Origin of the sequence: Salinigranum rubrum (assembly GCF_002906575.1) — an archaeon.
Lineage (GTDB): Archaea > Halobacteriota > Halobacteria > Halobacteriales > Haloferacaceae > Salinigranum > Salinigranum rubrum.
In genome coordinates this window covers 875,572-901,587 of the sequence record NZ_CP026309.1, presented here as the reverse complement: position 1 = coordinate 901,587, position 26,016 = coordinate 875,572, and the positions used below count along the sequence as shown (strand labels likewise).

Here is a 26,016-nt window from a genome sequence, read left to right as displayed (position 1 = left end):
CAGTCGTGGAGGGTACGCTGCTCTCGTTGGTTGGTGATCCACTCGCTGACGCTACTTGTACTCATTGTCAGATCATCTCCTGTATCAGGTCCTCTTCGGTCGGTTTGTTACCCGGTGAGGCGTCGAAGGGTTCGCGGACGAACTCGCCTTTCGCCATCACGGCGATGCGGTTGGACATGCCGATGACCTCGGGCAGTTCGTCGCCGATGAAAACGATAGAGACCCCCTTGTCGGTCAGCTCACGGCAGAGCCGGTACACCTCCTCTTTGGCACCGACGTCGATGCCCCGAGTCACGTTGTCCATCACGAGCACCGGGGTCTCCTGGGCCAGCCAGCGGGCGATGACGACCTTCTGCTGGTTCCCGCCGCTCAGGCCGTGCACCAGCGCGTTGGGGCCCGGCGTTTTGATGGACAGCTCCTCGATGGCGTCGAGCGTCGCCTCCTCCTCGGCATCCAGATCGAGCAGCGGCAGGTTGCCGTTCATGTCCCGGACCATCGCCAGGGAGGTGTTGACCAGCACCGACTGGTAGAGCAGCAGGCCCTCGGACTTCCGGTCTTTCGGGATGTAGCCGACGCCCGCGTCGACCATGTCCGAGACCGTCGGGTTCTGCAGCGTGGTGCCGCCGACGGAGACCGAGCCCCGAGTCGCGTCGAGGTCGCCCGCGAGCAGGCGCCCGAGCCGCTGCTTGCCCGACCCCTCGACGCCGACGATGCCGAATATCTCACCTTCACGGATGGAGAAGGAAATCGGGCCGACGGTGTCCTCGTGGGCCACCCCTTCGACGGTCATCGCCGTCTCGCCGAGGTCGGCCTCGCGCCGCTGGTCGGGGACGCGGTAGTACTCGTCGGCGGTCTCCCGACCGACCATCGCCTGCTGCAGCGAGTCCGTAGTTGCTTCGGCCGCGGTCGTGGAGCCGACGCGCTCCCCGTCCTTGAGGACGTAGATCCGGTCGGAGATCTGCAGTACCTCGTCGAGTTCGTGGGAGACGAAGACGAACGTCGCCCGTTCTCGCAGGTCGTTCACGAGGTCGAAGAGGATCTTGCGGCCGCTCTCTTCGAGCCCGGCCGTCGGCTCGTCGAGCAGGATGACGGGGTTCTCGGACTTCTGGGAGACGTGGAACGCCTTCGCGATTTCGAGCATCTGGCGCTCGTTGAACGTGTAGTTACGCACGCGCTCGTCCACGTCGATGTTGATACCCAGGTCGTCGACGAAGGCCTGGGCCTCCTCGCGCATCTGTTCCTTCTCGAGCACCCCGAAGCGCTCCATCTCCCGTCCGAGATAGAGGTTCTCGTACCCCCGCATGGTCGTGATGACGTCCTGCTCCTGGTGGACGAGCGAGACGCCGTGGTTCGCCGCTTCACGCGGATTCGTGAACGTGACCGGGTCTCCGTCGACGTACAGCTGTCCCTCGTCCGCCTGCAACACGCCGGTCAGGATGTTCAACAGCGTGCTCTTTCCCGCGCCGTTCTCCCCGACCAGGCCGATGACCTCGCCGTGGTCGACGGCCAGCGACACGTCTTTGAGTGCTTGCACGTGGCGGAACGACTTCGAGATACCCTCGACGCGGAAACTGTGGTCCTCACTCTCGGAGCTGGCCCGGTCCCCGTCCATCGCGTTGGTGTGTGTCTGTGATGCCATGGGGGCGTGTGATGAGGGTTATTTGAGCGGATTCGTCTGGAAGCGGTCCCGGTACAGCTGGGTCGTCTCCTCCTGGACGGTGTCGTCGGTGTAGACGCCCGGCAGGCTGTAGTCGCTCGGCTTGTCCGCGTCCTTCCAGTCGAGGACCTCCTTCATGTCCGCGAGGTTCATGGGCTGCATGTCGATCTGGGGGTCCCAGGCGTCCTCGCCGGCCTCGACGACGGACATTTTCGTCCAGTCGTAGGGCGTCTCGCCCGAGAAGATGGCCTCGTTGTAGTCGGCGGCGTCGACGACCGGGAGCCGGTCGATGGCGTCGGTCCACTCGTCGGGGTTCTTGACACAGACCGGCGCGTTGAACGACATCATCTTCTCTGCGTCGCTGAGCGTGTGGCCGTTGATGTAGTCGTGGCACTTCGCGACCGACCAGCCGGCCTGCCACGGGCCCATGCCCGAGACGGTCCCGGTCATCCGGTCCTCGGCGATGGCCGCGAGCCCGGGCTCGCTCGCGTCGATGCCGACGACGGGCACGTCGATGTCGTTCTCCTCGAGGATGGTGAGCCCGCCCAGCGCGACGGCGTCGTTCTGACCGAAGTAGCCGTCGATGTCGTCGCCGAACTGGGAGACCTTGTCGTTCATGACGCTGCGGGCGTCCGAGCGGATCCAGTTGCCCGGCTGGCGCGGCCCCGCCATCTCGATGTCCGGGTACTCCTGCATCGCCAGGTCGACACCCTTGTTCCGACCGATGTTGGGGGCTGTCCCGCGGTTGCCCTCGATGTGGACGAACATCCCGCTGCCGCCCATCGCCTCGAACAGCATCTTCGCGGCGGTGTAGGCGTGGTTGACGAAGTGGGGCGTGAAGAACGTCACGTACTCCTCACCGGCGTCCTGTGGGACGAACCAGTCGGCGATGGTCACCGCGAGGACACCCGGCGTGCCGCTTTCCGCCAGCGTCTCCGCGAGTGTGATTGCGGCGGCGTTGGTGTAGGTCTGCCCGACGATGAAGTCCGCGTCGTTCGACACCGCCGTGTCGAACTGCTGTTGCTGTGTCTGGACCTCGCCGTTGTTCGTCTGGACGTTCGTCTCGTAGCCGAAGGCCTCGGCAGCCTCGAGGTAGCCCTTCTCCCAGCTGAGCCAGTAGGAGTTCTGTCGGTTGGCGATGGAGGCCATCGAGGTCATCGAGCCACCGCCGGAGCCGGAACCCGAGGAACCGGAGGAGTCGCCGTTGCTCGACCCGCCGGAGCCGGAGTTCGACCCGCTCGATGTGGCCGAACCGCCCGACGAACCGCCGCTGCCAGTACATCCTGCGAGCCCACCCAGCGTGACCGCCGACCCACCGGCGACGGTCTGCTTCAGGAAGCGACGCCTGGACTGGTTGCTGCTATCTCGTACCATGTTTACGACGTCCTCATGTGGTTAATCCCTCGGTATATAGTTTATGATTGAAAATCACGACAGTTCCCAGGAGCCGTTGACTCGGCGCGGCGTCTTCTCGGTACACGGCGTCGCGGCGGCGGTCAGTACATCACTTTCCCCGCCGAGACGTTGAGGTCCTGCCCGGTGATGCGGTCGGCGTCCGACGAGCAGAGGAACGCGACGGCGTTCGCGATGTCCTCGCGGGTCACCAGTTCCTGGCGGGGGCTCTCGTTCTCTGCGCTCTGTCGGACCGCCTCGTAGCTCTGGCCCGTGGCCTCCGCCTTCTGCTCGAAGACCTGTCGGATCCGGGGCCCGTCGACCGACCCGGGACAGACCGCGTTGACGTTGATGTCGTGTTCGCCGACTTCGGCGGCGAGCGTTCGGGTGAAGCCGATGAGTCCCATCTTGGTGGTCGCGTAGGGCGTCCGCTTGGTGAGCGGGCGTTTTCCGGTCACGGAAGCGATGTTGACGATGCGGCCGTACCCCGCGGATTTCATCGGCGGGAGCAACGTTCGACAGGTGTAAAAGGGGCCGCGGAGGTTCACCGCAAGCGTCTCGTCCCACTCCTCGGAGCTGATCTGCTCGCACGCGGAGGTCGGACCCGCGATGCCCGCGTTGTTGACGAGGTGCTCGATGGTGCCGAACTCGCCCAGAGCGGTCTCGACCGCCGTCTCGACGCTGTCGAGGTGCTTCAGGTCCGTCTGGAGCGCGAGCGCGCGTCGACCCTCCGCTTCGACAAGGTCGACCGTGGACGCCATCTCCTCTTCGTCGAGGTCGGCGATGACGATGTCGTTCCCGCGAGCCGCCAGTTCGGCGCAGATGGCCTGGCCGATACCACGCCCTCCACCGGTCACTAGGGCGGTGCTATCTCGTTCCATATCTCCCCAAGCCCGATGAAGGTATATAAAGATAGTGACCATCCGCTCGAAGAGCGTCCGGACGGCGGGCCGCGACTCCCGAAATAGTAAAGTTCCGACGCGGAGTCGTCGGAATATGGCATACCAGGGCTACGACGACTTCTTCGGGAAAAAGCTCATCATCACCGTCGCGACCACCGGCGGCCTCCACGGAAAGGAGGCGAACCCGAACCTCCCCACCCAACCCGAGGAGGTGGCGAAGGACCTCGCCGAGTGCGAAGCGGCGGGTGCGTCGATGGTTCACCTCCACGCCCGCGACGAGAACGACGAGGACACCAAGTCGGTAGAGCGCTTCCAACTCCTACGGGACGCCATCGACGAGTACTGCGACGACATGATCGTGAACTTCACCACCGGCGGCGGCGGCATCTACACGCGCGAGGAACGCATCGCGCCCGTGCTCGAAACCGAGCCTCGGCCCGAACTCGCGACCATCGACCTCGGCCCGATCAACTTCGGCCAGACGCGGACGGCCGAGAACACGCGCGAGCAGAACGAGGAGTACTCCGAGCGGATGCGCGACGCCGGCGTGAAGCCCGAACTCGAACTGTTCAACCCCGGCCACATCCCCGAGGCGGAACACCTCATCGAGGAGGGACTCCTCGACGAGCCGTACTGGGCGACAGTCATCTTCGGGATGCAGAACGGGATGCCTCCCGGCCCGCGAAACCTCGTGAACTTCGTCGACAACCTCCCCGACCCCGTCGAGTGGCAGTGTCTCGCCGTCGGCAAACACCAGCTGCCGATGACCACGGCCGCGATTACGATGGGCGGGCACGTGAGGGTCGGAATGGAGGACAACGTCTACTACCGCCGCGGGGAACTCGCCGAGAGTAACGCACAGCTCGTCCGACGGACCGCACGGATCGCCGACGAACTCGAACGCGAAGTCGCCTCCCCGACGGAAGCGCGCGAGATACTCGGGCTCTGAATCCGCGTTCGGCACCTGCGAATCGGTTCTCGGACGGCGCGTCTCGACCCTCTCGACGACCGTCTCACTCGTTCACGAGCGACGAATCTCGGTCTCCAGGGGCGAGGCGACTTCGTGTCCTGTCTTAACCTACCATGAGATGTCGGCGTGACGGGGCGCCGAGCGATTTGCGCGTACCGAATATTAAATAGGGAGGGATGTGACTCCCCCCCATGAGCACCCAAGGCGGCGGCCGGACGTTGCAGACGACGGCGACCTCGTTGCGCGTCGTCGAGACCCTTCGGGACTTGGACGGGGCCCGGGTGACCGAGCTGGCGGAGGCGATGGACCTGGCACCGAGCACCGTCCACGCGCACCTGACGACGCTCGCGGAGAACGAGTACGTCGTCAAGACCGGCGACGTCTACCACCTGAGCCTCGCGTTCTTGAGCCTCGGCGACTACGTTCGCAACAGGCGAAAGGCGTACCGCATCGCCGAGTCGTACACCGAACAGCTCGCCGAGGAGACCGAGTGCCGCGCGGTGTTCGCCGTCGAGGAGAACGGCCGAGGGGTCTACATGTACACGTTCTCGGGGCAGCACGCCGTCTGGACGTACTCGACGGTCGGCAAGCGGTTCCACCTCCACCAGACGGCCGCCGGGAAGTCCATCCTCTCACGGCTCCCTGACGGGCGCGTGGGGGCGATCATCGACGAGTGGGGCCTCCCCGCGGCGACGGAGAACACCATCACCGACGCCGACACCCTGGTGGCGGAGCTCGAATCCGTCCGCGAGCGCGGGGTCGCGTTCAACCACGAGGAGCAACTCGACGGCGTCAAGGCCGTCGGCGTCCCCGTGAACGGCCCTGACGGTCAGGTGATCGGGGCGTTCAGCGTTGCGAGTCCCGCCAACCGGATGACCGACGACCGGTTCGAGACGGGGCTCCCCGAGACGCTGCTCGGCGTCGCCAACGAGTTCGAGCTGGAGAACTCGATGAGCTGATGGATTACACTAATACAACCGTAATGGATCGGAGTAACGAACGTTCGTGATGATTCGACGCTCGCGAATGCCTGGCGGGCCCATACACCCGATAGCCGGGGTCGTTGAACGCTTCGAGCGTGGGCCGTTCCCCCTCGGCGGCGGCGATGAGAACCTCGACGCGTTCGCGAAGGCCGACACGTGCTCGTTCGTCTGCGCGCGATTTTAGCTGCCCCTCTCGAATATACAATTAATTATATTGCGTATCGAAATACACCCGCCGAAAGTCCGAGTCGGGTCCGGCCGACAGCGAGGGATAACACCGCCGCCACCAGGAGACGTCGGTGCCCGCGAACCGTTATTTCGGTTCCAGTCCCACACGTGATGTGAACACGACCGCATCCCCCGACGGGCCCCACCAGGGCCAGCCGATCAGATACGCGGGCGCGCCGCTGCGTGTGGCTGACGCGGCAGTCGTCCTCCTCCACGGCCGGGGCGCGACCGCCCGGAGTATCCTCGACCTGGCCGACGCGTGTTACGTCCACGGCGTCGCGTACGCGGCCCCACAGGCACAGTACAACCGCTGGTATCCGGGGTCGTTTCTCGCGCCGCGCGACTCGAACGAACCCGAACTGTCCTCGGCGCTCGCGGCCGTCGACGCCGCCGTCAGCGACGTCACCTCCTCCGTCCCGCCCGAACGCGTCGTCGTCGGTGGGTTCTCACAGGGAGCGTGTCTGGCCGCGGAGTACGTCGCGCGGAACCCTCGCCGGTACGGTGGTCTCGTCGTCCTGAGCGGCGGCCTCGTCGGTCCCGAGGGGACCGACTTCGAGTACGGGGGTGACCTCGCCGGAACGCCCGTCTTCCTCGGCTGTAGCGACGTCGACCCCTACGTCCCGCTCGAACGCGTCCACGCGTCCCGTGACGCGTTCGAATCGCTCGGCGGCGACGTCACCGAGCGGATCTACGAGGGGATGGCTCACACGACCACAGACGACGAACTCGCGTTCGTCACCGACCTCCTCGCCGACCTCGTGAGAGAGGCGGGAGCGGAGACCGACGAGAGGGGAGGGGACGGCCGATGAACCTCCCGCCGTCGACGCCGGGGATGCACCACGTCTCGGTCATCACCGGAACGACCGCCGAGACGCACGGATTTTATTCAGAAGTCCTTGGACTCAGATTCGTCAAACGAACGGTGAACTACGACGACCAGTTCATGCACCACCTCTACTTCGGCGACGAGCGCGGGCGGCCGGGGACGCTCCTGACGTGTTTCCCGTTCGAGCGCGGGCAGGAGGGTCGCGTGGGGCGGCCACAGCCGACGGCGACGGCGCTCTCGGTCCCGCGAACGAGCATCGAGTACTGGACAGAGCGTCTCGCAGGCGTCGAACGCACGGAGCGGTTCGGCGAACCGGTGCTCCGGTTCACCGACGGCGCGGGCCAACCGCTCGAACTCGTCGGAAGCGGGGGAAAGAGAGAGCCGTGGACGGGTGGGCCGGTGCCATCGGAACACGCCATCGGCGGACTGCACAGCGTGACGCTCGCCTCGGCGAGTCCGTTCCAGACCGCCAGCGTCCTCGACGCGCTCGGCTTCACGCTCGAATCACAGGCCGGTGACCGGGTTCGGTACCGGGTCGAGGGAGGAGAAACGGGCGCTGTCGTCGACGTTCTCGATTCGAACCTCCCGTTCGGCCGCGAGGGCATCGGGACGGTCCACCACGTCGCGTTCCGCGTCGCCGACAGGGAGGCGCTCGAAGCGTGGCGCGACGTGTTCATCGAGGACGGCCTCTCACCCTCCCGGGTGCGCGACCGGCGGTACTTCCACTCGCTGTACGTCCGCGAACCCGGCGGCATCCTCTTCGAACTGGCGACAGAGGGTCCGGGACTGACCGTCGACGAGTCGGTCGACGCGCTCGGCGAGAGCCTTCAGCTCCCGCCGTGGCTCGAAGCGGACCGCGAGATGATAGCCCCACAGCTCCCGCCGATACCGGACGAGGAGCGGTGAGAGAGAGAGGGGAACGCGCGCGTTCTCAGTAGCCGAGTTGCTCGCGGACGAGGACCAGAGAGGTCCGGCCCTCGGCGAGTTCCTTGCGGAAGATCAGCTGTTTGGCGATGGCGCTCTCGACGCCGTAGGCGTCCTGTGCGCGCTCGTTCTCCAGGGGGTATGCGACGCTTTCGAGCCGGTCGAGAGCGGCGTCGAGGTCCTCGACCACCTTGTTGACGCCGCTGACGACGACGACGTTCTCCGCGGCGAACGGGTACGCGCCGATGCGGCTGCCGGAGCGGTCCGCGGCGACCAGTTCACCCGTGCGCGCGACGGCGTTGATGCCGCCGACGAAGTAGTCGGCCGTCTGGGCCTCCCGTCGGGCGGTGGCCCGCTCCTCGTCGTCGTCGATGGCCCACACCTGGGCGTGGAGGTTCTCCCACGCGTGGTCGCCCTCGGTGAGGTAGTCCATGAATCCGATCTCTTCGAGGGTCGTCGAGTGACCGTCCATCACGGAGGCGCCGTCGGGGATGAGAGACGAGACGGCTTCGAGCGCCTCCTCGGAGGTGTCGACGACCGTGACGTCGAACCCGTTCGCTTCGAGGTTCGCGACGGCCTCGTCGAGTTCCTCGTCGCTCGGGAGTTCGTCGAGTTCCTCGGCGATTCCTACGTCGTCGTAGTCGGTTTTTAGCTGGGACATGAGGGGGAATGCCGCGATGACGCGACGAGTCGGACTACACACGGCGAACGCATAAGCGCTCGCGGACGCCCGCGTCACGGGGTTACGCGCGTGTTACCGCCGTCTGTCGAGAGACGGGGCTCGGCGCTCGAAGGGTGACTACCTCGAAAAGAACGGGAGGGAGATGTGAACGACGGTCGTTCCGCTCGTGCCGTTCGCTCCACTCCCTGATTCAAATCTCCTCGTCGAATTTCGCACGGACTCACTGTAGTCACGCCGAGACGAGACTCGGCGCTTGGAAGGTGAGTCCGAGAGAAGTAGCGGGAGGTAGATTTGAACTACCGATCTCCGGGTTATGAGCCCGGCGGAATCTCCTGGCTATCCCATCCCGCTACTGGGTACGAATCGGCGGTTGCGGTTAAGGGTTATGATTACGACGCCGTATGCTACTTTTCGGCGTGATACGGTCTCTTGTGACAGTGTCCCCGTCGTCGCCGCTGAGGGAGGAGCGGCGACGGCCGGGACCGACTCACTGGAAGCGTCAGCTACGCCCCACCCGCCACGTGACGAGGCTCTCCGCGACGTAGTTGACGAGCATTCCGGTCCCGATGCCGGCGACCTTCGAGACGACGAACCAGCCGTCGATATCGAGGACGGTCAGGTCGAGAGCGACGACGCGGTAGAAGAACCGGAACGTCGCCAACTGGACGAGGATGCCGCCCGCACGGACGAGGTTCGACCGCAGGAGTCGACGGAGCGCGGCGCCGACACCCGCCGACCCCTGCTCGGCGAACGTCCAGTTGTCGTTGAGGAGGAACATGACGACGATGGCCACCTCGATACCGACGAACACCGCGAGTTCGGGAAAGACGCCGAGTTCGCGCAGCACCGTCGACGTCGTCACGTCGAAGACGGCGCCGACAGCACCGACGGAAGCGAACTTGCCGAAGCGTCGGCCCGAGAGGAGCGCGTCGACGACCGACATGGGCGTCAGTCGTCCACCGCGTCGGCACCGAGTCGCTCGACGAGCGAGGGGCCGCTGTCGCGGGACCGGTCGAGGAGGGTGTGCAGGCGGTCCTGGCGGAGCGACCGGGCGCGGTGCCGAGAGCGAACCAGCGCCAGTCCCAGCCGGAGGGTCGTATCGGCGGTCGAAACCGTCGACTCGGGGTGGTCCTCCCACGTGACCGGCACCTCGGCGACGCGGCAGTCGAGCGCCCCGGCGACGGCGATGAGTTCGATGTCCCACGCGAACCCCGGTTCGTAGAGGTGTTCGCGGACCGCGGCCCACGTCTCGGTCGAGAGCGCCTTCGCGCCGCACTGGTAGTCGTAGAGGGAGACGTCGAGGAACCGGCGGGCGAGCCACGCGAAGCCGTCGCCGAGTCGGCGGCGGGCGAGCGTCTGGTGGGAGACGATGTCGGCGGCGGGGTGTCTCCGCGAGCCGACGGCGAGGTCCGCACGGCCGTCGACGACCGGCCGGACGACGTCGGCGAGCGAGTCGGCCGGGGTCGAGCCGTCCGCGTCGGCGAACGCGAGGGTCGACACACGGGGGGCGAGCGATTCGAATCCGGCGGTGATGGCCGCGCCCTTCCCGCGGCGACCGTCGCTCGTCGACACCTCGACCGGCACCGAACACGCGCGGAGGGCATCGAGGGTCCCGGGGCGGGGGTCGTCGAGTTCGACGCGGAGGACGGCGGGGGAGCACACCTCGTCGATGGCCGCGAGGTAGCTCGTGAACCGCGCGGTGTCGGGGCGGTAGGCGGGGACGACGACACCGACGTTACTCATTGCGGGTGGGTTACGCAGGGTGGCTAAAAAACCGACCGATACCCTCACGCGGGCGCTCCTCGCGTGTCACGGACGGCGACGCGGCCGGGGCACCGACGGCGACGCGGCCGGGGCACCGACGGCGTCAGTCGCCGATCACCGCGGAAACGAAGACGACGAACCCGACGGCACCGACGACGCCGAACGCCGGGAGTGCGACGAGGACCCACTCCTCGGAGAGGTTCCCGGCCTCGATAGCCGCCTGCACGACGGTGAACCCGACGACCGTGCCGAGGAGCGTCAGCCCGCCCACGATGGCTCGTCGCCTGTCGAAGGGCGCGTCGCCTCTCTGACCCCCCTCGCCCGCGTCCGCCGGTGGCGTGCGGTCGTCCATCACGTGGACGGAGGGGGCGTTCCCCCTTCAAACGGGTGGCTCACAGCGTCCGGCGCGGTCCGACGTCGACGCGACCCGGGGCGGTCCGCCGTCCCGCACTCCAGTCACTCACGGTGACGTATCGGCGTCGACGACGGAGACATAAAGCGTATAACGAGTCGGGTGCGTCGGAAGGGTGTATGGAGTACGCGCTGGTTCTCCGCTGGCTTCTGCTGTTCGCGCTCGTCGGCGCGGCCGGCGTCCCCATCGCCGCCCGTCTGTTCTCGGTTCCCGGGCGCGGCGCGGGGTTCGCACTCCCGGTCGCGCTCGTCGTCCTCACCCTGCCCGCGTACTGGGTCGGTCACCTCTCGCTCACGGCGGGACTGGTCGTCGGGGGTGCGTCCTCGTCACCGCGGCGCTCCTGTCGGGGCTCGACCGGAACGCGCTCCGTAGGGGGAGCGTTCGACCCAGTCCCGACCTCACGCTCGACCGCCGCGCGCTCGCGGAGTCGGCCGTCGTCTTCCTCGTCGCCTTCTCGCTCCTCGTCGCCGTCCGGGCGGTCGACCCGGCGGTCCACGCGCTGGGCGGCGAGAAGTTCCTCGACTTCGGCCTCCTGAAGTCGCTCTCGCGGACGACGGCGCTCCCGCCGGAGGACGTGTGGTTCGCGGGCGAACCCGTCCGCTACTACTACGGCGGCCACCTCGTCACGGCCCTGCTCGCGCGGCTCTCGTTCACGCCGCCGCGCTTCGCGTACAACCTCGGACTCGCGGGCTTTTACGCGATGCTCGTCACCGCGGCGTACGACCTCGCGGCGTCGGTCGCTGCGGCCCGGCAGGGTGAGGGCGCCGACCGACCGAGGGCGTCGTCGGCACGGCTGGCCGGCGCGTTCGGCGCGTTCTTCGTCGGCCTCGCCGCCAACCTCCACACCGCCGCGAGCGTCGCGCTGGGACTGCTCCCCGCGGGGCCGAGAACCGCGGTCGCGACCTGGGTCGCGAGTGGGACCGACGCCGAGCCGAGCGAGGTGCTGGAGGGGTCGTCCAGTTTCTTCTACTTCGACGCCTCGCGGGTCATTCCCGGCACCATCAACGAGTTTCCCCTCTTTGCGTGGCTCAACGGCGACCTCCACGCGCACATGATGGGCCTCCCCTTCCTCCTGCTCGTCGCCGGCCTCGCGTTCGTGTACTACGAGACTCCGGCGGAGGAGCGGACGCGACGCCGTCTCCTGGTGTTCGGGGCCGTGCCGGCCGTCGCTGGCCTCCAGTCGGTGGTCGACACGTGGAGCTTCCCGACCCTGTTCGGCCTCGTCTTTCTCGCAGTCGCGTTCGCGCCCGCCCACCCGCTGTCGCTGTTCACGGAGCGCACCGTCCGGTCGTTCGAGTCCCGGCTTCAGGGTGAACTGCTTCGGCTCGGCGGCGCGCTCGGCGTGGCGGTCCTCGCGGGCGTCGTCGGCGTCGTCCTCTCGGCGCCGTTCGTCCTGCTCGCGAGCGGCGGGGGGAGCAGTCGCTCGCTGGAGATTCTCGCCGCCGCCGAGCGGAGTTCGCTCGCCGGACTGCTCCTCGTCCACGGCGGGTTCGTCCTCGCGTTCGGCGCGTACCTCTTCGGGCGGGTCGGCCGGTCGGTTCCGATACTCGTCGGCGTCGCGGCCGTCGCGCTCGTCGCGAGCGCCATCGGTCTGCCCGTGCTGCTCCTGACCGTTCCACTCCTGGTCCTCGGCTTCGTCGCGCTCCGGTTCGACCGGCCGGTGGGCTTCGAGACGGTCCTGATCGTCGGCGGGGCCGGCCTGGTGACGATGGTCGAACTCGTCTATCTCACCGAGCAGGCGGGTCCGCTGCGCATGAACACCGTGTTCAAGTTCTACATCCAGGTGTGGGCGCTGTGGGGCGTCGCCGCCGGGGCCGTCGTCGCCGGGTTGCTCCGTGGCCGGCCCGCCGGGACGGAGACGAGCACGAAATCGAGGAGTCGGGAGGCGGTCGCCGCCGACGGAAGCGGGGGCGACAGCAGGGATATGAGACCGGAGTTCGGCGTGGTGCGGCGGGTCGTGATCGTCGGCTTCGTCGTCGCCCTCGTCGTCTCGACGAGCGCCTACGGAACGCTCGCGCTCGGCAGCCACTTCGAGAACGCGCCCGAGGCGACCCTCGACGCGACGGCGTTCATCGAATCACAACACCCCGAGGAGGCGCCCGCCATCGACTGGCTCGACGACCGCGAGGGGCAGCCGACCCTCCTCTCCGCGCCGGGGACGACGTGGCACTCGCGGGGAGGCACCGACGAGCGCGAGCGCGGGATGTACGCGTGGACATCGAACCCCGCGGCGAGCATGACCGGGATTCCGACGGTCGCGGGCTGGCAACACGAGGTCGGCTACCGCGGCCCCGACGCGTACTACTCGCGCGTACGCGACGTGGACACGATGTTCCTCGGCCAGCCCGGAGAGCAGGCGCGGCTCCTCCGACAGTACGACGTCGAGTACGTCTGGGTCGGGCCGTCGGAACGGCTCAGATACGACGACATCACCGTCACCGACCTCGACGGCGTCGAAGTCGCCTACCGGGAAGGGTCGGTGACGGTGTACCGGGTCGAAGAGGAGTCGCTGCCGGACGAGTAAGAGATCAGACGCCGCGCTTCTGAATGACGGTGAGCGCCTCGGCGTCGACGGAGTCGACTTCGAGGAAGTGGGGGACGTACTCGCGCTTGTCGAACGCCTCGCGCTCCGCTTCGGTCCCGATGGTACACCACAACTGGACCTCGTCGGGGCCGTGGAACTCGCCCTGTCGGTCGATGGCGAAACAGACCTGCTCCTCGCCGTCCCACTCGATGATGGCGTCTCGCCGGATGCCGGGGTCGCCGCGGACGATGAGCTTCTTCATACTCCCGGGTTCCGGCGACGCGGGCTTAATCTCTTCGGGATTCCGCGAGGGGAGCAAGCTTCATTCGTCGCCCCCGAGTCGGGCCGGGTATGTCACCTGGGACACGGCGCGAGCGTCCGAGTCGGTGGCGCGACCCGCCGGACCCACCGGCCGGGTACGGGCCGCCGTCCCCCTTCGAGTATCCGGCCCTGTGGCTCCAGGTCGCCGCGTTCGGTCTGGCTCTCGCCTCGCTGGTCGGCTACGCGGTCGTGCTCCTCGCGCTCCGGGGACCGGGTCTCGTCGAGCGGTTCGTCCGCGTCGACCCCATCCCCGATGGCCTCGTCATCACGCCCGACCTGTTCCTCCTCGGCGGCGTCTTCGTCGCGGTCGTCGTCGGGGTTCCGGTCGTCCACGAACTCGTCCACGCCACCGTCTATCGACTCCTCGGCTACGACGTCTCCTACGGGGTCGCCCCGGCCGTCGGCGGCTTGTACGTCGCCGCGTTCGGGCAGTTCCAGACCCGTCGCGCGAACCTCGCCGTCGCGTTCGCGCCGCTGGCCGTCCTGACGCCGGTCGGTCTGCTCGGGATGGTCCTCGGCGGCCCGGTCGTGCAGGCGGTCGCGTATCTCGGCCTCGTCTTGAACACCGCCGGTGCCGTCGGCGACCTCTACCTCGCGTGGGTGCTCGTCCGGCTTCCGGCCGGGACCCTGATGTTCGAAGCCGTGCCGCCGAACGCGTACGTCTACGAACCGCTCTCGGCCGAGCGGTGACACGGGAGCCGAGACGGCACCGCCACCGCGCTACTCGTCACGGGCGGCGAGAGCGGTGTGGATCTGCGCGTTGACGACGAAGCCGACCAAGAGGACGAGCGCGGCCAGATAGAGCGTCGTGAGGAGGATGATGACGCCACTGAGGACGCCGTACACCGCGTATCGGCCGGCGTTGACGGAGTAGAGGTGAAGGGCCGCTTGGAGGAGGGTCCAGCCGAACGAGGCGGTGACTGCACCGGGGAGCGCTTCCCACGGCGACGTCACCAGTCCCGACGGAACGTAGTACAGCGCGACGAACGCGACCGTGAGGGCGAGCCACAGTCCGGCGAAGGCGACGAGTCCGACGACGCGGCCGAGGGAGAGAACCGAGATGAGGAGGTTCACCGTGACGACGGTGAGAGCCGCCGTCACCAGACTGCCGACGACGGCGACGGCGTCGAGAAGCCACTGTCCGAGCGACCCCCCGGCGGTTCCCTCGACCCGCTGGACGACGGTTCGGACGTCGCCGACGAAGTTCGCACCGCTCCATCCCAGGACGGCCACGGCGAGCAGGCCCGCACCGGTTCGACCGGACGCGGTGGTCACCGACCGGTCGACCAGTCGCCTGACTGCCGGGGTGAGAAACTGCGGGAAGGTCCGCGAGAGTTCCGTCGCGTACTGTCCACCGACGGCGGCGAAGACCAGCACCAAGAGCGGGACGAACGAAACGAACGCGTAGTACGCGAGCGCCGCCGCCGGATAGCGAATCTTCTCCTCGATGGTCGTCCGGACGATGGCGACGATGACGGCCAGACACCCGGCCAGGCGACGCATGGGAGGGGGCTTGTACGTCCCGACAAAAATACCCCGAGACGTTCGTTCGCCGGGGCGGACCACACCGAACCGCGTGTGAACTACTGTCGAACGGCGAGGAGCCCCCACGAGCGAGAGAAGAACCAAACGGGTTTTAACGAGCGACGTCAAAAACCCGGCAAGGTAGATAACATGCAGATACCTCGCCGATTTAATACGTACTGTCCGCACTGCAACGCGCACCACGAACACGAGGTCGAGAAGGTCCGTACCGGCCGCGCGACGGGGATGAAGTGGGCCGCCCGCCAGGAGCGCCGTGGCGAGGCCACCATCGGGAACGCCGGCAAGTTCTCGAAGGTGCCCGGTGGCGACAAGCCGACGAAGAAGACCCACCTGAAGTACCGCTGTTCCGACTGTGGCAAGGCGCACATGCGCGAGGGCTGGCGCGCCGGCCGACTGGAGTTCCAGGAGTAACCATGGCAGGCTCGTACTACCGCGTCAAGTGCACCGACTGCGAGAACGAACAGATCGTCTTCGGTAAGGCGTCGACCGCTGTCAACTGCGCCGTCTGCGGCACGACGCTGGCGACGCCCACGGGCGGGAAGGCACAGATCGACCACGAAATCGTCGAAACCGTCGAGGCCCGCTGAGGGGGTTACAGATGAAGTACAGTGGCTGGCCCGACAAAGGCGAACTCGTGGTCGGCAAGGTCGACGACATCGCCGACTTCGGCGTCTTCATCGACCTCGAAGAGTACGAGGACAAGCGCGGTCTGGCTCACATTTCGGAGGTGGCCTCGGGCTGGATCAAGAACGTCCGCGACCACGTCCGCGAGGGACAAACGGTCGTCGCGAAGGTGCTCGACGTCAACGAGTCCTCACAGCAGATCGACCTCTCGATCAAGGACGTCAACGAGCACCAGCGCAAGGAGAAGATCCAGGAGTGGAAGAACGAGCAGAAGGCCGACAAGTGGATGTCGCTCGCCTTCGGCGAAGACGTCTCCGACGAGCAGTACTCGGCCGTCGCGAACGCCGTCCTCGCGGAGTTCGACAGCCTCTACGACGGGTTCGAGCAGGCGGCCATCCACGGCGCTGCCGCGCTCGAAGACGTCGACTTAGACGAAGAAGAGGTCGAAGCGTTCGTCGAGACCGCCCGCGAGAACGTCTCCGTCCCGTACGTGAACGTGACGGGCTACGTCGACCTCCGCTGTCCGGTCGGCGACGGCGTCGAGCACATCCGCGAGGCGCTCAAGGCCGCCGGCGGCAACGGCGACGTGCCCGAGGGGATCGAGCTCGAGGTGACGTACGTCGGGTCGCCCGAGTACCGCATCAAGGTTCGCGCGCCCGACTACAAGACGGCCGAGTCCGAACTCGAAACGGCCGCCGGACGCGCGCGGTCGGTCATCGAGTCCCACGGCGGGACCGCCACGTACCACCGCGAGCGACACGAAGACGACGAGTAGGGCCGTCGAGCGTGAGATGAAGTCCGACATCCGGGTCTGTGCCGCCTGGCGCGAGGCGCACGACCGGCCCGTGTACGCCCTCTCCGACACCTGTCCCGTCTGTGGCTCCGAAACCACGAACAGCGCCCCGGCCCCGTTCGACCCCACCGACGCCTACGGCGAGTACCGGCGGCGGTTGAAACGCAGGCGTCGCGGAGATGGGGAAGCGCCCGACTGACCGGGGTCGCTACCGTCAGGCCGCGTCCAGCGTGACCGAGACCGTGTTCCCCCGCGTCCCGCTTCCGAACGCGAGGTCGCCACCGGAACGGTCGACGGCCCAGTAGACGAGCCACAGCCCCAGTCCGCTGCCGTGGTAGACGGAGCGGACGTCGCGCTCGCCGCGGAGGACACGGATCTCCTGGATCGGAATCGGCGGGCACTCGTCAGCGACCGAGAGCGTGACCGTCCGGGCGTCGCTCGTGCCACCGGCCCCGTCGTCGTCGCTGTCGGCGACCCCGTCATCGCTGCCGACGACGCTTTCCCCGTCGCCATCGTCCTCGTGGTCGACCCTGACGGTGAGCGTGACCGTCGGGTCGTCCACGTCGGCGTGTTCGACGGCGTTCGTGAGGAGTTCGTAGATGGCGAGAGAGAGCTTCGGAACCGCACGGACGTCGACCGTCTCCGGAAGCGACACCTCGATGGTCGCCTCCGGATACCGCTCCCGGACGCGTCCGCAGATGTCCGTCGTCACCGCGACGAGGTCGACGACGACGGGGTCCGGGTCGTTGGTGAGGAGGCCGACGACGTCTCGCTCCTTGTCGACCGTCCGCAGGAGGTGTTCGCCCGCCCGGACGATGCGGGCGACGTCGGCTTCGACGGCTTCGCCCCCGTTCGAGCGGGCCTGTTCCGCGTGTCCGAGGATGAGGTTCATCTCGTTGCGGAGGTTGTGACGGAGGAGGCGGTCCATCACGAGGAGTTGGCGCTCGCGCTCGCGTCGGTCGGTCACGTCCCGGGCGAAGCCGACGACGGCCGAGACCGATCCGTCGTCGTCGACGAGCGGGTACCCCTGGACCCAGACCCACGTCCGGTAGCTGTTGGTGGCGTCGACGCGGTATTCGAGGTCGACCGACTCGCCGTCGGAGAGCCGCGCCATCGTCTCGTGGACCCGGTCACGGTCCGCGGGGTGGACGCCGTTGATGAAATCGGTCGGGTCGGCCCGAAGGTCGTCGACCGACCGTCCCCACACCGTCTCGTACGCCGAGTTGATGAACAGCACCTCCGAGTAGTCGCCCGAGAACATCCAGAGGACGTCGTTGGTGTGTTCGGTGATGGTGAGGAACCGCTGGTGAGTGCGGCGCTGTTCCGCCTCGGCCTCTCGCCGCGGGCTGACGTCGCGACAGGTGACGACGTACTCGTCGGAGCCGAGCGCCGGTTCGGTCGACATCTGCGCGGCCAGCCAGACCCACGAGCCGTCCGCCGCGCGGTAGCGAAACTCCGTGGGCGACAGCGCCCGTGCGTCGGCGTCGCGAGGAGCGGCGTCGACGAGGCGCGTGAACACCGAGGAGACGCGTGGACGGTCGTCAGGGTGGACGAGGGAGAGGGCGTCCCGCCCCAGAACGTCGTCGGGCGCGTAGCCGAGTACACGCTCGACCGCGGAGTTCGCGTATCGGAAGCGGCCCGACTCGTCGAGGAGCACGACGATGTCGAGGGTGCGGTCGAGCAGCACCGTCTCGACCGGCGTAGTGTCCATTGTCCACAGTGGCAGGGTGGAGTATCAAAACCTATCCGTTCGACATTCACACCTGATAACCTGAGGACACGGCGCCGACACGTTCGGGACGGGCGTCGCGATCGGTCGCAGAACCGAGAGCCGCGCACTCGTCTCCCACGCCCCATCACCGACCAACGCCCTCTTATGACCCGCCGCCACGACTAGAGCACATGGATGACATCGAAGTCGAGGTGTTGGCGGAGCCGGAGCTGTCGGACCCGATACTCATCGAGGGGCTCCCGGGCGTCGGCCACGTCGGGAAGCTGGCGGTCGAACACCTCCTCGAAGAGTTCGAGAGCGAGGTCGTACGGCGGGTGTACGCGACCGAGTTCCCGCCGCAGGTAACCATCACCGACGGCGTCGCCGAACTCGCGTCGGCGGAGCTCCACGCCGTCACCATCGCCGACGAGGCGACCGACGACGAGACCGACGGTATCGACCTCCTCGTGCTGACGGGGGACCATCAGGCGCAGACGAACGCGGGTCACTACCGCCTGACGGAGGCGTTTCTCGACCTCGCCGAGGAGATAGGCGTCCAGCAGGTGTTCGCGCTCGGTGGGGTCCCGACCGGCGAACTGGTCGAGGAGCCGAGCGTCCTCGGTGCGGTGTCGGCCGGGGAGCACATCGAGGCGCTCGAAGACGTCGGCGTCGAGTTCCGCGAGGACGAACCGGCGGGCGGCGTCGTCGGCGTCTCGGGGCTCATGCTCGGCCTGGGCGGACGCCGCGGCCTCGAAGTCGCCTGTCTGATGGGCGAGACGAGCGGCTACCTCGTCGACCCCAAGAGCGCACAGGCCGTCCTCGTCGTGCTCGAAGACGTCCTCGGCTTCGACGTCAGCTTCGAGGCGCTCGAAGAGCGCGCCGAGGAGATGGAGGAGGTCGTCGGCAAGATCCAGGAGATGCAGGATCAGCAGGGGTCGGTCCCGACCGACGACGACCTCCGGTACATCGGCTGACGGTCCGGGTCAGTCGGCGCGACGGAGCAGAGATCAGGAGTCGAACGACACCTCGAACCGCGCCCCGCCAGCCGCGCTCTCGGTGACGTCGATTCGCCAGCCGTGTGCTTCGACGACGCGCTCGACGATCGCGAGGCCGAAACCCGTCCCCGCCTGGTTCGTCGTGACGCCGCGCTCGAAGACCTGTTCGCGGTCGTCCGGGGCGATACCGACGCCGTCGTCCTCGACGGCGAATCCCCGTCGGTCGTCCAGCGCGACGAGTCTGATGGTGACCCGCTCCCCGTCGGTCGAACCGTGTTCGACCGAGTTCCGAAAGAGGTTCTCGAACAGCTGTCGGAGGCGACTCGGGTCGGCGTCGACGGTGAGGTCCGAGTCGAGGTCGACCGCGAGCGTGGCTTCGTCGGTCGCGACGGTGTTCCACGCCCGGCGGGCGACGTCGGAGACCGACGTCGAGGTGGGGTTCGACACGGCCTCGCCCTGCCGCGCCAGGTCGAGGAGGTCGTCGATGAGCGTCGACATCCGGTCGAGGGAGGCCTTGACGTCCCCGAGGTTCTCCCCGTCGCCGGTCTTCTCGTACAGGTGGAGTCGGCCACGGGCGACCTCCAGCGGGCTTCGGAGGTCGTGTGAGACGACCGAGGCGAACTCCTCGAGCCGGTCGCGTTGTCGCCTGAGCTGTTCGGCCTGTTCGGTTCGCGTCGTCGTGTCGGTGCCGACGGCCATCAGCGAGACCACCTCGGCGTCGTCGGTCGCTGCGGCGTCGAACGTACCGCCGCCGAGCACCTCGTCCTCGGCGAGCGCACCGTAGACGGGATAGATGGTGGCACTGACCGTCCCGGCACCCTCCTGGGGGAAGTACCGGCACTCGAACGACGCGGCTTCCCCGCCCGAAGCCGCCTCCACGGCGTCTCTGACGGTCGCGACCGAGTCGTCGTCGGGCGCCCACCACGGGGTGTCCCAGAAGGGCAGGCCGACGGCCGAGTCGGGGTCCGAAAGCGTCGACCGCGCCGTGTCGTTCACCTCGCGGAGCGTCCCGTCGGGGTCGAGGATGCCGGCGAACGTCCGCGGGTTGTCGAACAGCGCGCGGAACCGCCGGGTCGCCCGCTGGAGGTCGCGCTCGTGCCGTTCGCGTTCGAGTTCGTAGCTCACCCACCGCGTCAGCAGTTCGACGAACGCGGTCTGTGACTCGGTGAACGGCTCGTTTCGGGGCTCGGTGTCGGCGAAGCAGAGCGTCCCGTACAGGTCGCCGTCGACGCTGACCCTCCCGCCGAGGTAACACTCCAGCCCGAACAGTTCGTAGCCGGGGTCGTCCTCCCAGCCCTCGTCCACAGCCGCGTGACCGACCGCGAGGAGGCCGTCGGCCTCGAGCGTCCGCCGGCAGTACGACGTCGAGAGCGGACACGACTCGCCGGGCTGGAGGAGGGGATGGTCGCCGACCGCGTGGACGATGCGCTGGGTGTCGTCGTCGATTCGAGTCAGGAAACCGAGGCGCACGTCGATCCGGTCGCAGACGAGCGCGAGCGTCCGCTCGATGCGCTCGTCGAGCGAGAGGCTCGCGTCCGTCGTCACCGTGTACAGGTCGTGAAGCGACCGCTGGACGTCGTCCAGTTCCCGCTGGAGGACGGTCGGGTCGGGAGCGTCGTCGGGGCGCTCCGCCTCACCGACCAACTCACCTCCTCTGCGCGTCCGACGCGCGAGGGCGTTCCGCAGGCGTGCCGCGAGGAGCGCGTCTGGGGCGTCCGGGTCGACGACGTCCGTCGCGCCGGCCGCGAGCACCGCGTCGACGGTCGCCGAGTCGCCCGGGTCGACCGCGACGACGACCGGCAGCGTCGCGTCCCGTTCGCGCACCGTCTCGACGAACGCCGCTCGTGGTCGCGTCCGCTCGTGTTCGTCTGACGCCGCACCGAGCAGGAGACAGTCGGCCGACGCCAGCGACGTGAGCGCCGCGTCGGGGTCGGCCGTCGTGAGCACGACGGCCGGTTCGTCGCGCGTCAGTGCCCCTTTCGCCCGGTCGACGAACGTCGTTGACGCGTCGACCAGGAGAACGCGCTCGCGCCGACCGATGGTGGCCGTCGGACGACAGCCGGCGGGACTCATGGCCGATATCGAAATCGGACGTATAAAACGGATTCGGCCGTGGTATCACCAGCGAAAACCGGTCAGGCGACGACGATGTCGTCGTCCTCGGGGGCAGGGACGGAGAGCGTCCCGTCGAGCGCCACCGTCGCCGTGCCGCCGACGGCGACCTCGGGGCCGTCCTCGTCGTCGGTGACCCGCGTGCGGACGAGGCCGGGCCGGTCGACGAAGTGTCCCTGCTCGAATCGGAGGTCGGCGTACCCCTGCTCGTCGTCGTAGACGTCGACGTGGCGGAGATACGCCGCGCAGGCGGCGGCGGCCGTCCCGGTCACGGGGTCCTCCGTGACGCCGATACCCGGGGCGAACGCCCGGGCGTGGAGCGCGGAGTCGGAATCGAGCGTGTCGAACGTGAACGCGTAGACGCCGGCCGCGTCGTGTTCGGTCGCGAGGGCCTCGACGAGGTCAGCCTGCGGCGCTGCACCGCCGAGGTGGGAGAGGAAGTTGACGGGGACACAGAGCCACGGCAGACCGGTCGACGCCACCGCGGGCGGGAGGTCCGCGCCGACGTCTTCGAGCGCCGCCGGGTCGATGCCGAGCGCCTCACCGACGCGAGCGTAGTCGAGGTCGACGAGTTCGACCGTGGGCTCCCGACCGGTGAGCCACACGAGCGGGGCGTCGTCGCCAGCCTCGGTCTCGATGTCGATTCCGACCGTCCCGACGTTGGTCGCCACCTCGTGCGTGCCGGGGTCGAGTGCGCCCTCGCGCGCCAGAAGCGAGAACGCGGCGACGGTCGCGTGGCCGCAGAGGTCGACCTCCTGAGAGGGCGTGAAGTACCGGACGCGGTGGAGCGCCTCCGAGGAGGGACGGACGAACGCCGTCTCGCTCGCGCCGAGTTCGCGCGCGATGGCCTGCATCTGGTCCTCCGTGAGGTCGCCGGCGTCGGGCACGACACCGGCGGGGTTCCCCGTGAGCGGTTCGTCGGTGAAGGCGTCGACGAGGAGCGTTCGACACGCGGTGGTCATGCCCGCGAGACGGGTGGGCGACTCAAGAAGCCACCGTCTCCGCGTTCAGTGCACGGTGTGCCGTGTGTGCGGTCGGCCGTGCGGTGTGAGACGCCGTCGGAGAGTCGGAAGACCTGTCGTGGCCGTGTCCCGGTCGCCCTCCCTGAAGACGGCGACGGGCGGAACGGACTCACAACGGGCCGTCTCAGGAGAGGGACGTGTTCTCCTCCGGGTTGCGGGCGCCGAGTCCTTGCATCAGTTCGCGCATGTTCGCACAGTGGGGACAACCGAACACGCGGTCGTCCTCCGTGCCGAAGACGCGGACGAAGTCGGGCGTAACGAACGAATTACAGTTGGTGCAGGTGTGCATGATGGAACCACTGTGTGACACGTTAACAGACACGAAGACGTGTTAAAGTTATGACGCCGATACCGGGCGTGCGAGTCGGGTCTCTTAACAACCTCGCCACACCCTATCACGAACGGTGACCGAGAGACATGGGTGATCTCCCCGAGGAGTTCAAGTGTACGATCACGAACTGGGACTACATCTACGGCCTCTGTCGGGACGTCTCCGACGAGGTGAAAACGTCCGAGTTCGAGCCGGACGTCATCGTCGCGCTCGCGCGTGGCGGCTGGTTCGCGGGCCGGTGTATCTGTGACTTTCTGGGACTCGACGACCTGACGAGCCTGAAGATGGAGCACTACGTCGGAACCGCGCAGAAGTCGGGCGAACCCGAGGTTCGGTACCCGATGCCGGAGGGGAGCGTCGCCGGAAAGGACGTCCTCATCATCGACGACATCGCCGACACCGGCGGCTCCATCGAGCGCGCTCACGAGTACGTCCACGAGCGCGAACCGAGCGCCGTCCGGACGGCCACCCTTCAGCTACTGGGCACGAGCGAGTTCGACCCCGACTACGTCGGCGAGCGCCTCGACGAGTGGGCGTGGGTGGTCTACCCGTGGAACTTCATCGAGGACATGATCGACCTCGTCTCGGGCGTGATGGAGAAGGCCGACGAGGAGACGTTCGAGACCGACGACGTTCGCCACCACCTCTCGTCGTACCACCGGATCGACCGCATCGAGATGGAGATCGCCCAGCCGGGCCGCCTCCCGGAAGTGATGACCGAGATGGAACGGCGCGGCGTCGTCGAGAGCGCGGACGGGTCCGCCTGGCGACTGGTCGGAGAGGAGTGACCGACCGCGACGACGGGGGACGGACGACGGTGTCGGCGAGGCGGCAGATGACGATGCAGACGAAGCAGCGGCCCGGGAGAGGAGCGAGGCCGACCCCATCGACGCGCTCGAAGCGGGGTTCGCACTGAAGGACGAGCGGCGCACCGGCTGGCAACTCCGCGGTGTCGACGACCCCGAGTCGGTCGCCGCCCACACGTGGGGCGTGAGCCTGCTCTGTCTCGCGTTCGCCGACGAGGCCGGCGTCGACCCCGACCGCGCGCTCCGACTGGCGGTCGTCCACGATCTCGCGGAAGCGCGGACCGGCGACGTGCCCACCCGTGTCGACCCGAGCAAGCAACCACTCTCGGCCGAGGAGAAAGAGCGCCGCGAGCGGGCCGCGATGGCCGAACTGGCCCGTCCGTTTCCCCCAATCGAGGAGGCGTGGGAGGCGTACGAGCGCCGCGACACCCACGTCGCGCGGTTCGTCAAGGACATGGACCTCGTCGACATGTGTCTGCAGGCGCTGGCGTACGAGCGCGGCGAGCGGTACGCGGGCGAGTTCGACAGCGAGTTCGCGGCGCTCGACGAGTTCTTCGCCACCGCCGAACCGCGGCTCTCGACCGACGTCGGGCGGCGACTGTTCGAGGAGACTCGAGCGCGCTACGAGGCGCTCAGAGAGCGCGGGACGGACGAGTAATCGGAGCGAACGCCGGTGGCGGTCGGTCTGATCACCCCGGCGGCCAGCCGTCCCGACACTCGTCCAGCGAGGACGCCGGCGGGGACTGATCGAGCGTGATCCGGTCGATGACGAAACTGTCGCCGTTCGACGCCTGCCAGACGAGGATGTACGTCTCACCCTCCGCGAGGCAGTTCAGATGGCCGTCCGAGGGGCCGTAGCCGTCCAGGTGGATGCTCTCGCCGCCGCGCATGTACCGGTCGCCCTCGTAGATGTCCGACCAGGTCACCGTGTTGCCGTCGCTGTCGCGGATCAGTATCGACTGGCCGTCGACCCGGTCGCCCACCTCGTGGACGAGACGGAGATACGCCACGCCGTGGTTGTCGGCGCCGTCGAGCGTCGGTTCGACGTCGATGTGGGGGATGGGCGCGGGGTCGGAGACGCTCGTCGTGACTTCCTCCCCGAGAGTCAGCCCCGCGAGGCCGACCGACCCGGCCACCACGAACACGATTACTACGGTCATCAACGACCCGACGACGGACGTCGTGCCGCGGTCCGCCCCCCGCCACCGGAGCCATCTCCCGAGTATACTCATTATTTTATGACTGTTTTTCTAAGTGATAGTAGTTCCGGTGCGGAGTCGACGGTTCGAACCGACGGATTTGTTACGACCCACGGGCCTCCCCTCCGTATGTCGCTTCTCTCTATCTTCGCGACGGCCATCCTCCCTATCTTCGCTATCGCGGTCGTCGGGTTCGTCCTCGGGCGGACCCGGGATATCGACCCGGGGCCGCTGAACACGGTGACGGTGTACGTCCTCGCGCCGGCGCTCGTCTTCCACAGCCTCGCGACGACGGAACTGGCGGCCGGGACGCTCGCCAGCGTCGCCCTCGCCGTCGTCGCCTACCACGTGGTGATGATCCTCATCGCGGAGGGGGTCGGACGACTCGTCGACGGGGCCACGACGGGGGTGAGCGCCATCGTCCTCGTGAGCGCCTTCCCGAACTCGGGCAACTTCGGCATCCCCGTCTCCGAGTTCGCGTTCGGCGAGACGGGGCGGGCGACAGCCGTCCTCTACCTCACGACCCAGTCCGTGTTGGTGTACACCGTCGGCATCTACATCGCCTCCCGCGGAAGCAGCGAGGGCGCGCTGGCGGGGGTAAAGCGGGTGTTCACCGTCCCGCTCATCTACGCCGTCCTCGCCGCGCTCGCCGCCCGTTCGCTGAATCTCGTTCCGCCGGCGGAGTCGACGGCGATGGAGACGCTCGGGCTCGTCGGCGACTCGGCCATCCCGATCATGCTGCTCATCCTCGGGCTCCAACTCGCGGAGACGAACTACGGCGCGACCCTCCGACAGGTCGGGACCGCCACGGTACTCAAGATGGGCGTCGCCCCGCTGGTCGCCGCCGGCGTCGCGCTCGCCATCGGCTTCTCGGACCCGACGGTGGGGCGGGTGGTCGTCCTCGAGAGCGCGATGCCCGCCGCCATCACGCCGCTCATCCTCCTCGTCGAGTTCGGCGAGGGGGAGGTCGGAGGCGTCCCCGTCGAGTCGTTCGTCTCGACGGTCGTGCTCGTGACGACGCTGGTGTCGATTCCCGTGCTCACGGGACTCATCGCGCTCTTGGACGCCGGGCTGTTGTTTTGAAGTGGCGTCGCTGATGGAGCGCGTGAGAGACGGGAGAGAGACGTACCGGTGGGTACAACGCGGACTCCGTCGTCGGGGGCACCACGGCGAAGAAGGACGCCGCGCGGGGCACGGACACAGTGGACCGCAGCCTCGTGCCCCCCCCAACCGGATGCTCGCACACGGAGGCGCTCGCGTCCCCTCGCGCGTTCACTCGCTCCCGTCGGTCGC

At 67.9% G+C, this 26,016-nt stretch carries 27 protein-coding genes, 1 tRNA gene and 1 pseudogene; 14 read left to right on the top strand and 15 right to left on the bottom strand.

Features of this window, described 5'->3' with window-relative positions:
• Nucleotides 1-67: 67 nt before the first annotated feature.
• The 3 genes from C2R22_RS04285 to C2R22_RS04275 form a co-directional block, all read right to left on the bottom strand.
• A complete protein-coding gene (locus C2R22_RS04285) occupies nucleotides 68-1,639 on the bottom strand; it encodes a sugar ABC transporter ATP-binding protein (protein ID WP_245902877.1) in 1,572 nt (523 codons plus the stop codon).
• An 18-nt stretch (nucleotides 1,640-1,657) separates the two neighbouring features.
• Nucleotides 1,658-3,031, bottom strand: a complete 1,374-nt coding sequence (locus tag C2R22_RS04280) for a substrate-binding domain-containing protein (RefSeq protein ID WP_173862772.1) — start codon at nucleotides 3,029-3,031, stop codon at nucleotides 1,658-1,660.
• Between the two features lie 122 nt (nucleotides 3,032-3,153).
• Nucleotides 3,154-3,930 (bottom strand): SDR family NAD(P)-dependent oxidoreductase, encoded by a 777-nt coding sequence (locus C2R22_RS04275; protein WP_103424661.1) that lies wholly within the window; start codon nucleotides 3,928-3,930, stop codon nucleotides 3,154-3,156.
• Nucleotides 3,931-4,045: 115 nt separating this feature from the next.
• Between C2R22_RS04275 and C2R22_RS04270 the strand changes: the two genes are divergently transcribed.
• From C2R22_RS04270 to C2R22_RS04255, 4 genes are all read left to right on the top strand, one after another.
• A complete protein-coding gene (locus C2R22_RS04270; RefSeq protein WP_103424660.1) occupies nucleotides 4,046-4,900 on the top strand; it encodes a BKACE family enzyme in 855 nt (284 codons plus the stop codon).
• 212 nt (nucleotides 4,901-5,112) lie between these two features.
• Nucleotides 5,113-5,880, top strand: coding sequence for an IclR family transcriptional regulator (locus tag C2R22_RS04265; RefSeq protein WP_103424659.1), 768 nt, complete (start codon nucleotides 5,113-5,115; stop codon nucleotides 5,878-5,880).
• Nucleotides 5,881-6,245: 365 nt separating this feature from the next.
• Nucleotides 6,246-6,941, top strand: a complete 696-nt coding sequence (locus tag C2R22_RS04260; protein ID WP_103424658.1) for an alpha/beta hydrolase — start codon at nucleotides 6,246-6,248, stop codon at nucleotides 6,939-6,941.
• Nucleotides 6,938-7,864, top strand: coding sequence for a ring-cleaving dioxygenase (locus C2R22_RS04255; protein ID WP_103424657.1), 927 nt, complete (start codon nucleotides 6,938-6,940; stop codon nucleotides 7,862-7,864). The genes C2R22_RS04260 and C2R22_RS04255 overlap by 4 nt, the downstream gene beginning before the upstream one ends.
• A 25-nt stretch (nucleotides 7,865-7,889) precedes the next feature.
• On the opposite strand, the gene C2R22_RS04250 is transcribed toward C2R22_RS04255, so the two are convergent.
• The 5 genes from C2R22_RS04250 to C2R22_RS04230 form a co-directional block, all read right to left on the bottom strand.
• Nucleotides 7,890-8,543 (bottom strand): lactate utilization protein, encoded by a 654-nt coding sequence (locus tag C2R22_RS04250; protein WP_103424656.1) that lies wholly within the window; start codon nucleotides 8,541-8,543, stop codon nucleotides 7,890-7,892.
• Between the two features lie 297 nt (nucleotides 8,544-8,840).
• Nucleotides 8,841-8,915: transfer RNA gene (locus C2R22_RS04245), tRNA-Met, on the bottom strand.
• A 148-nt stretch (nucleotides 8,916-9,063) separates the two neighbouring features.
• On the bottom strand, nucleotides 9,064-9,507 hold the full coding sequence (locus C2R22_RS04240) for a GtrA family protein (RefSeq protein WP_103424655.1): 444 nt from the start codon (nucleotides 9,505-9,507) through the stop codon (nucleotides 9,064-9,066).
• A gap of 5 nt (nucleotides 9,508-9,512) precedes the next feature.
• Nucleotides 9,513-10,307 (bottom strand): glycosyltransferase, encoded by a 795-nt coding sequence (locus C2R22_RS04235; RefSeq protein WP_103424654.1) that lies wholly within the window; start codon nucleotides 10,305-10,307, stop codon nucleotides 9,513-9,515.
• 124 nt (nucleotides 10,308-10,431) lie between these two features.
• Nucleotides 10,432-10,680 (bottom strand): hypothetical protein, encoded by a 249-nt coding sequence (locus C2R22_RS04230; RefSeq protein ID WP_103424653.1) that lies wholly within the window; start codon nucleotides 10,678-10,680, stop codon nucleotides 10,432-10,434.
• Nucleotides 10,681-10,859: 179 nt separating this feature from the next.
• On the opposite strand from C2R22_RS04230, the pseudogene C2R22_RS04225 reads away from it, so the two are divergent.
• Nucleotides 10,860-13,264: pseudogene (locus C2R22_RS04225) on the top strand (DUF2298 domain-containing protein).
• A 4-nt stretch (nucleotides 13,265-13,268) separates the two neighbouring features.
• Here C2R22_RS04225 and C2R22_RS04220 read toward each other — a convergent pair.
• Entirely contained in the window at nucleotides 13,269-13,526 is a 258-nt protein-coding gene (locus C2R22_RS04220; protein WP_103424652.1) for an HAH_0734 family protein, read from the bottom strand.
• A gap of 89 nt (nucleotides 13,527-13,615) precedes the next feature.
• On the opposite strand from C2R22_RS04220, the gene C2R22_RS04215 reads away from it, so the two are divergent.
• A complete protein-coding gene (locus tag C2R22_RS04215) occupies nucleotides 13,616-14,275 on the top strand; it encodes a DUF3267 domain-containing protein (protein ID WP_103424651.1) in 660 nt (219 codons plus the stop codon).
• Between the two features lie 30 nt (nucleotides 14,276-14,305).
• On the opposite strand, the gene C2R22_RS04210 is transcribed toward C2R22_RS04215, so the two are convergent.
• Nucleotides 14,306-15,088, bottom strand: a complete 783-nt coding sequence (locus C2R22_RS04210; protein WP_103424650.1) for a YhjD/YihY/BrkB family envelope integrity protein — start codon at nucleotides 15,086-15,088, stop codon at nucleotides 14,306-14,308.
• 171 nt (nucleotides 15,089-15,259) lie between these two features.
• On the opposite strand from C2R22_RS04210, the gene C2R22_RS04205 reads away from it, so the two are divergent.
• The 4 genes from C2R22_RS04205 to C2R22_RS04190 are packed head-to-tail and all read left to right on the top strand — an operon-like array spanning nucleotide 15,260 to nucleotide 16,746.
• On the top strand, nucleotides 15,260-15,541 hold the full coding sequence (locus C2R22_RS04205; protein WP_103424649.1) for a 50S ribosomal protein L44e: 282 nt from the start codon (nucleotides 15,260-15,262) through the stop codon (nucleotides 15,539-15,541).
• 2 nt (nucleotides 15,542-15,543) lie between these two features.
• Nucleotides 15,544-15,717 carry a 30S ribosomal protein S27e gene (locus C2R22_RS04200; protein WP_103424648.1) on the top strand — a complete coding sequence of 58 codons (174 nt, stop codon included), beginning with the start codon at nucleotides 15,544-15,546 and terminating at the stop codon, nucleotides 15,715-15,717.
• 11 nt (nucleotides 15,718-15,728) lie between these two features.
• Nucleotides 15,729-16,529, top strand: a complete 801-nt coding sequence (locus C2R22_RS04195) for a translation initiation factor IF-2 subunit alpha (RefSeq protein ID WP_103424647.1) — start codon at nucleotides 15,729-15,731, stop codon at nucleotides 16,527-16,529.
• A gap of 16 nt (nucleotides 16,530-16,545) precedes the next feature.
• Nucleotides 16,546-16,746 carry an RNA-protein complex protein Nop10 gene (locus C2R22_RS04190; RefSeq protein ID WP_103424646.1) on the top strand — a complete coding sequence of 67 codons (201 nt, stop codon included), beginning with the start codon at nucleotides 16,546-16,548 and terminating at the stop codon, nucleotides 16,744-16,746.
• Between the two features lie 15 nt (nucleotides 16,747-16,761).
• Here the strand turns inward: C2R22_RS04190 and C2R22_RS04185 are convergent, their stop codons facing one another.
• Nucleotides 16,762-18,258 carry a PAS domain-containing sensor histidine kinase gene (locus tag C2R22_RS04185; protein WP_103424645.1) on the bottom strand — a complete coding sequence of 499 codons (1,497 nt, stop codon included), beginning with the start codon at nucleotides 18,256-18,258 and terminating at the stop codon, nucleotides 16,762-16,764.
• A 191-nt stretch (nucleotides 18,259-18,449) separates the two neighbouring features.
• Between C2R22_RS04185 and C2R22_RS04180 the strand changes: the two genes are divergently transcribed.
• Nucleotides 18,450-19,232, top strand: a complete 783-nt coding sequence (locus tag C2R22_RS04180) for a proteasome assembly chaperone family protein (RefSeq protein WP_103424644.1) — start codon at nucleotides 18,450-18,452, stop codon at nucleotides 19,230-19,232.
• A gap of 33 nt (nucleotides 19,233-19,265) precedes the next feature.
• Here the strand turns inward: C2R22_RS04180 and C2R22_RS04175 are convergent, their stop codons facing one another.
• From C2R22_RS04175 to C2R22_RS24840, 3 genes are all read right to left on the bottom strand, one after another.
• Complete coding sequence (locus C2R22_RS04175; RefSeq protein WP_103424643.1) at nucleotides 19,266-21,326, bottom strand: GAF domain-containing sensor histidine kinase; 2,061 nt, start codon at nucleotides 21,324-21,326, stop codon at nucleotides 19,266-19,268.
• A gap of 62 nt (nucleotides 21,327-21,388) precedes the next feature.
• Nucleotides 21,389-22,327 carry a PhzF family phenazine biosynthesis protein gene (locus C2R22_RS04170; protein ID WP_103424642.1) on the bottom strand — a complete coding sequence of 313 codons (939 nt, stop codon included), beginning with the start codon at nucleotides 22,325-22,327 and terminating at the stop codon, nucleotides 21,389-21,391.
• A gap of 184 nt (nucleotides 22,328-22,511) precedes the next feature.
• Nucleotides 22,512-22,697, bottom strand: coding sequence for a DUF7563 family protein (locus C2R22_RS24840; protein ID WP_162562302.1), 186 nt, complete (start codon nucleotides 22,695-22,697; stop codon nucleotides 22,512-22,514).
• A gap of 107 nt (nucleotides 22,698-22,804) precedes the next feature.
• On the opposite strand from C2R22_RS24840, the gene C2R22_RS04165 reads away from it, so the two are divergent.
• Both C2R22_RS04165 and C2R22_RS04160 read left to right on the top strand, forming a co-directional pair.
• The gene (locus C2R22_RS04165; RefSeq protein WP_103424641.1) at nucleotides 22,805-23,506 is read left to right on the top strand and encodes a phosphoribosyltransferase; all 702 of its coding nucleotides are present in this window, start codon (nucleotides 22,805-22,807) and stop codon (nucleotides 23,504-23,506) included.
• Nucleotides 23,507-23,603: 97 nt separating this feature from the next.
• Nucleotides 23,604-24,182 carry an HD domain-containing protein gene (locus C2R22_RS04160; protein ID WP_103424640.1) on the top strand — a complete coding sequence of 193 codons (579 nt, stop codon included), beginning with the start codon at nucleotides 23,604-23,606 and terminating at the stop codon, nucleotides 24,180-24,182.
• Between the two features lie 31 nt (nucleotides 24,183-24,213).
• Here the strand turns inward: C2R22_RS04160 and C2R22_RS04155 are convergent, their stop codons facing one another.
• Entirely contained in the window at nucleotides 24,214-24,756 is a 543-nt protein-coding gene (locus C2R22_RS04155; protein WP_103424639.1) for an archaellin/type IV pilin N-terminal domain-containing protein, read from the bottom strand.
• Between the two features lie 96 nt (nucleotides 24,757-24,852).
• On the opposite strand from C2R22_RS04155, the gene C2R22_RS04150 reads away from it, so the two are divergent.
• Nucleotides 24,853-25,806, top strand: coding sequence for an AEC family transporter (locus tag C2R22_RS04150; protein ID WP_103424638.1), 954 nt, complete (start codon nucleotides 24,853-24,855; stop codon nucleotides 25,804-25,806).
• Nucleotides 25,807-26,016 lie beyond the last annotated feature (210 nt).

What these genes read in the sequence shown, in the direction of transcription:
- C2R22_RS04285 (WP_245902877.1), bottom strand. Translation starts at nt 1,639, where the DNA reads ATGGCATCACAGACACACACCAACGCGATGGACGGGGACCGGGCCAGC.
- C2R22_RS04280 (WP_173862772.1), bottom strand. Translation starts at nt 3,031, where the DNA reads ATGGTACGAGATAGCAGCAACCAGTCCAGGCGTCGCTTCCTGAAGCAG.
- C2R22_RS04275 (WP_103424661.1), bottom strand. Translation starts at nt 3,930, where the DNA reads ATGGAACGAGATAGCACCGCCCTAGTGACCGGTGGAGGGCGTGGTATC.
- C2R22_RS04270 (WP_103424660.1), top strand. Translation starts at nt 4,046, where the DNA reads ATGGCATACCAGGGCTACGACGACTTCTTCGGGAAAAAGCTCATCATC.
- C2R22_RS04265 (WP_103424659.1), top strand. Translation starts at nt 5,113, where the DNA reads ATGAGCACCCAAGGCGGCGGCCGGACGTTGCAGACGACGGCGACCTCG.
- C2R22_RS04255 (WP_103424657.1), top strand. Translation starts at nt 6,938, where the DNA reads ATGAACCTCCCGCCGTCGACGCCGGGGATGCACCACGTCTCGGTCATC.
- C2R22_RS04250 (WP_103424656.1), bottom strand. Translation starts at nt 8,543, where the DNA reads ATGTCCCAGCTAAAAACCGACTACGACGACGTAGGAATCGCCGAGGAA.
- C2R22_RS04240 (WP_103424655.1), bottom strand. Translation starts at nt 9,507, where the DNA reads ATGTCGGTCGTCGACGCGCTCCTCTCGGGCCGACGCTTCGGCAAGTTC.
- C2R22_RS04235 (WP_103424654.1), bottom strand. Translation starts at nt 10,307, where the DNA reads ATGAGTAACGTCGGTGTCGTCGTCCCCGCCTACCGCCCCGACACCGCG.
- C2R22_RS04230 (WP_103424653.1), bottom strand. Translation starts at nt 10,680, where the DNA reads ATGGACGACCGCACGCCACCGGCGGACGCGGGCGAGGGGGGTCAGAGA.
- C2R22_RS04220 (WP_103424652.1), bottom strand. Translation starts at nt 13,526, where the DNA reads ATGAAGAAGCTCATCGTCCGCGGCGACCCCGGCATCCGGCGAGACGCC.
- C2R22_RS04215 (WP_103424651.1), top strand. Translation starts at nt 13,616, where the DNA reads ATGTCACCTGGGACACGGCGCGAGCGTCCGAGTCGGTGGCGCGACCCG.
- C2R22_RS04210 (WP_103424650.1), bottom strand. Translation starts at nt 15,088, where the DNA reads ATGCGTCGCCTGGCCGGGTGTCTGGCCGTCATCGTCGCCATCGTCCGG.
- C2R22_RS04205 (WP_103424649.1), top strand. Translation starts at nt 15,260, where the DNA reads ATGCAGATACCTCGCCGATTTAATACGTACTGTCCGCACTGCAACGCG.
- C2R22_RS04200 (WP_103424648.1), top strand. Translation starts at nt 15,544, where the DNA reads ATGGCAGGCTCGTACTACCGCGTCAAGTGCACCGACTGCGAGAACGAA.
- C2R22_RS04195 (WP_103424647.1), top strand. Translation starts at nt 15,729, where the DNA reads ATGAAGTACAGTGGCTGGCCCGACAAAGGCGAACTCGTGGTCGGCAAG.
- C2R22_RS04190 (WP_103424646.1), top strand. Translation starts at nt 16,546, where the DNA reads ATGAAGTCCGACATCCGGGTCTGTGCCGCCTGGCGCGAGGCGCACGAC.
- C2R22_RS04185 (WP_103424645.1), bottom strand. Translation starts at nt 18,258, where the DNA reads ATGGACACTACGCCGGTCGAGACGGTGCTGCTCGACCGCACCCTCGAC.
- C2R22_RS04180 (WP_103424644.1), top strand. Translation starts at nt 18,450, where the DNA reads ATGGATGACATCGAAGTCGAGGTGTTGGCGGAGCCGGAGCTGTCGGAC.
- C2R22_RS04175 (WP_103424643.1), bottom strand. Translation starts at nt 21,326, where the DNA reads ATGAGTCCCGCCGGCTGTCGTCCGACGGCCACCATCGGTCGGCGCGAG.
- C2R22_RS04170 (WP_103424642.1), bottom strand. Translation starts at nt 22,327, where the DNA reads ATGACCACCGCGTGTCGAACGCTCCTCGTCGACGCCTTCACCGACGAA.
- C2R22_RS04165 (WP_103424641.1), top strand. Translation starts at nt 22,805, where the DNA reads ATGGGTGATCTCCCCGAGGAGTTCAAGTGTACGATCACGAACTGGGAC.
- C2R22_RS04155 (WP_103424639.1), bottom strand. Translation starts at nt 24,756, where the DNA reads ATGAGTATACTCGGGAGATGGCTCCGGTGGCGGGGGGCGGACCGCGGC.
- C2R22_RS04150 (WP_103424638.1), top strand. Translation starts at nt 24,853, where the DNA reads ATGTCGCTTCTCTCTATCTTCGCGACGGCCATCCTCCCTATCTTCGCT.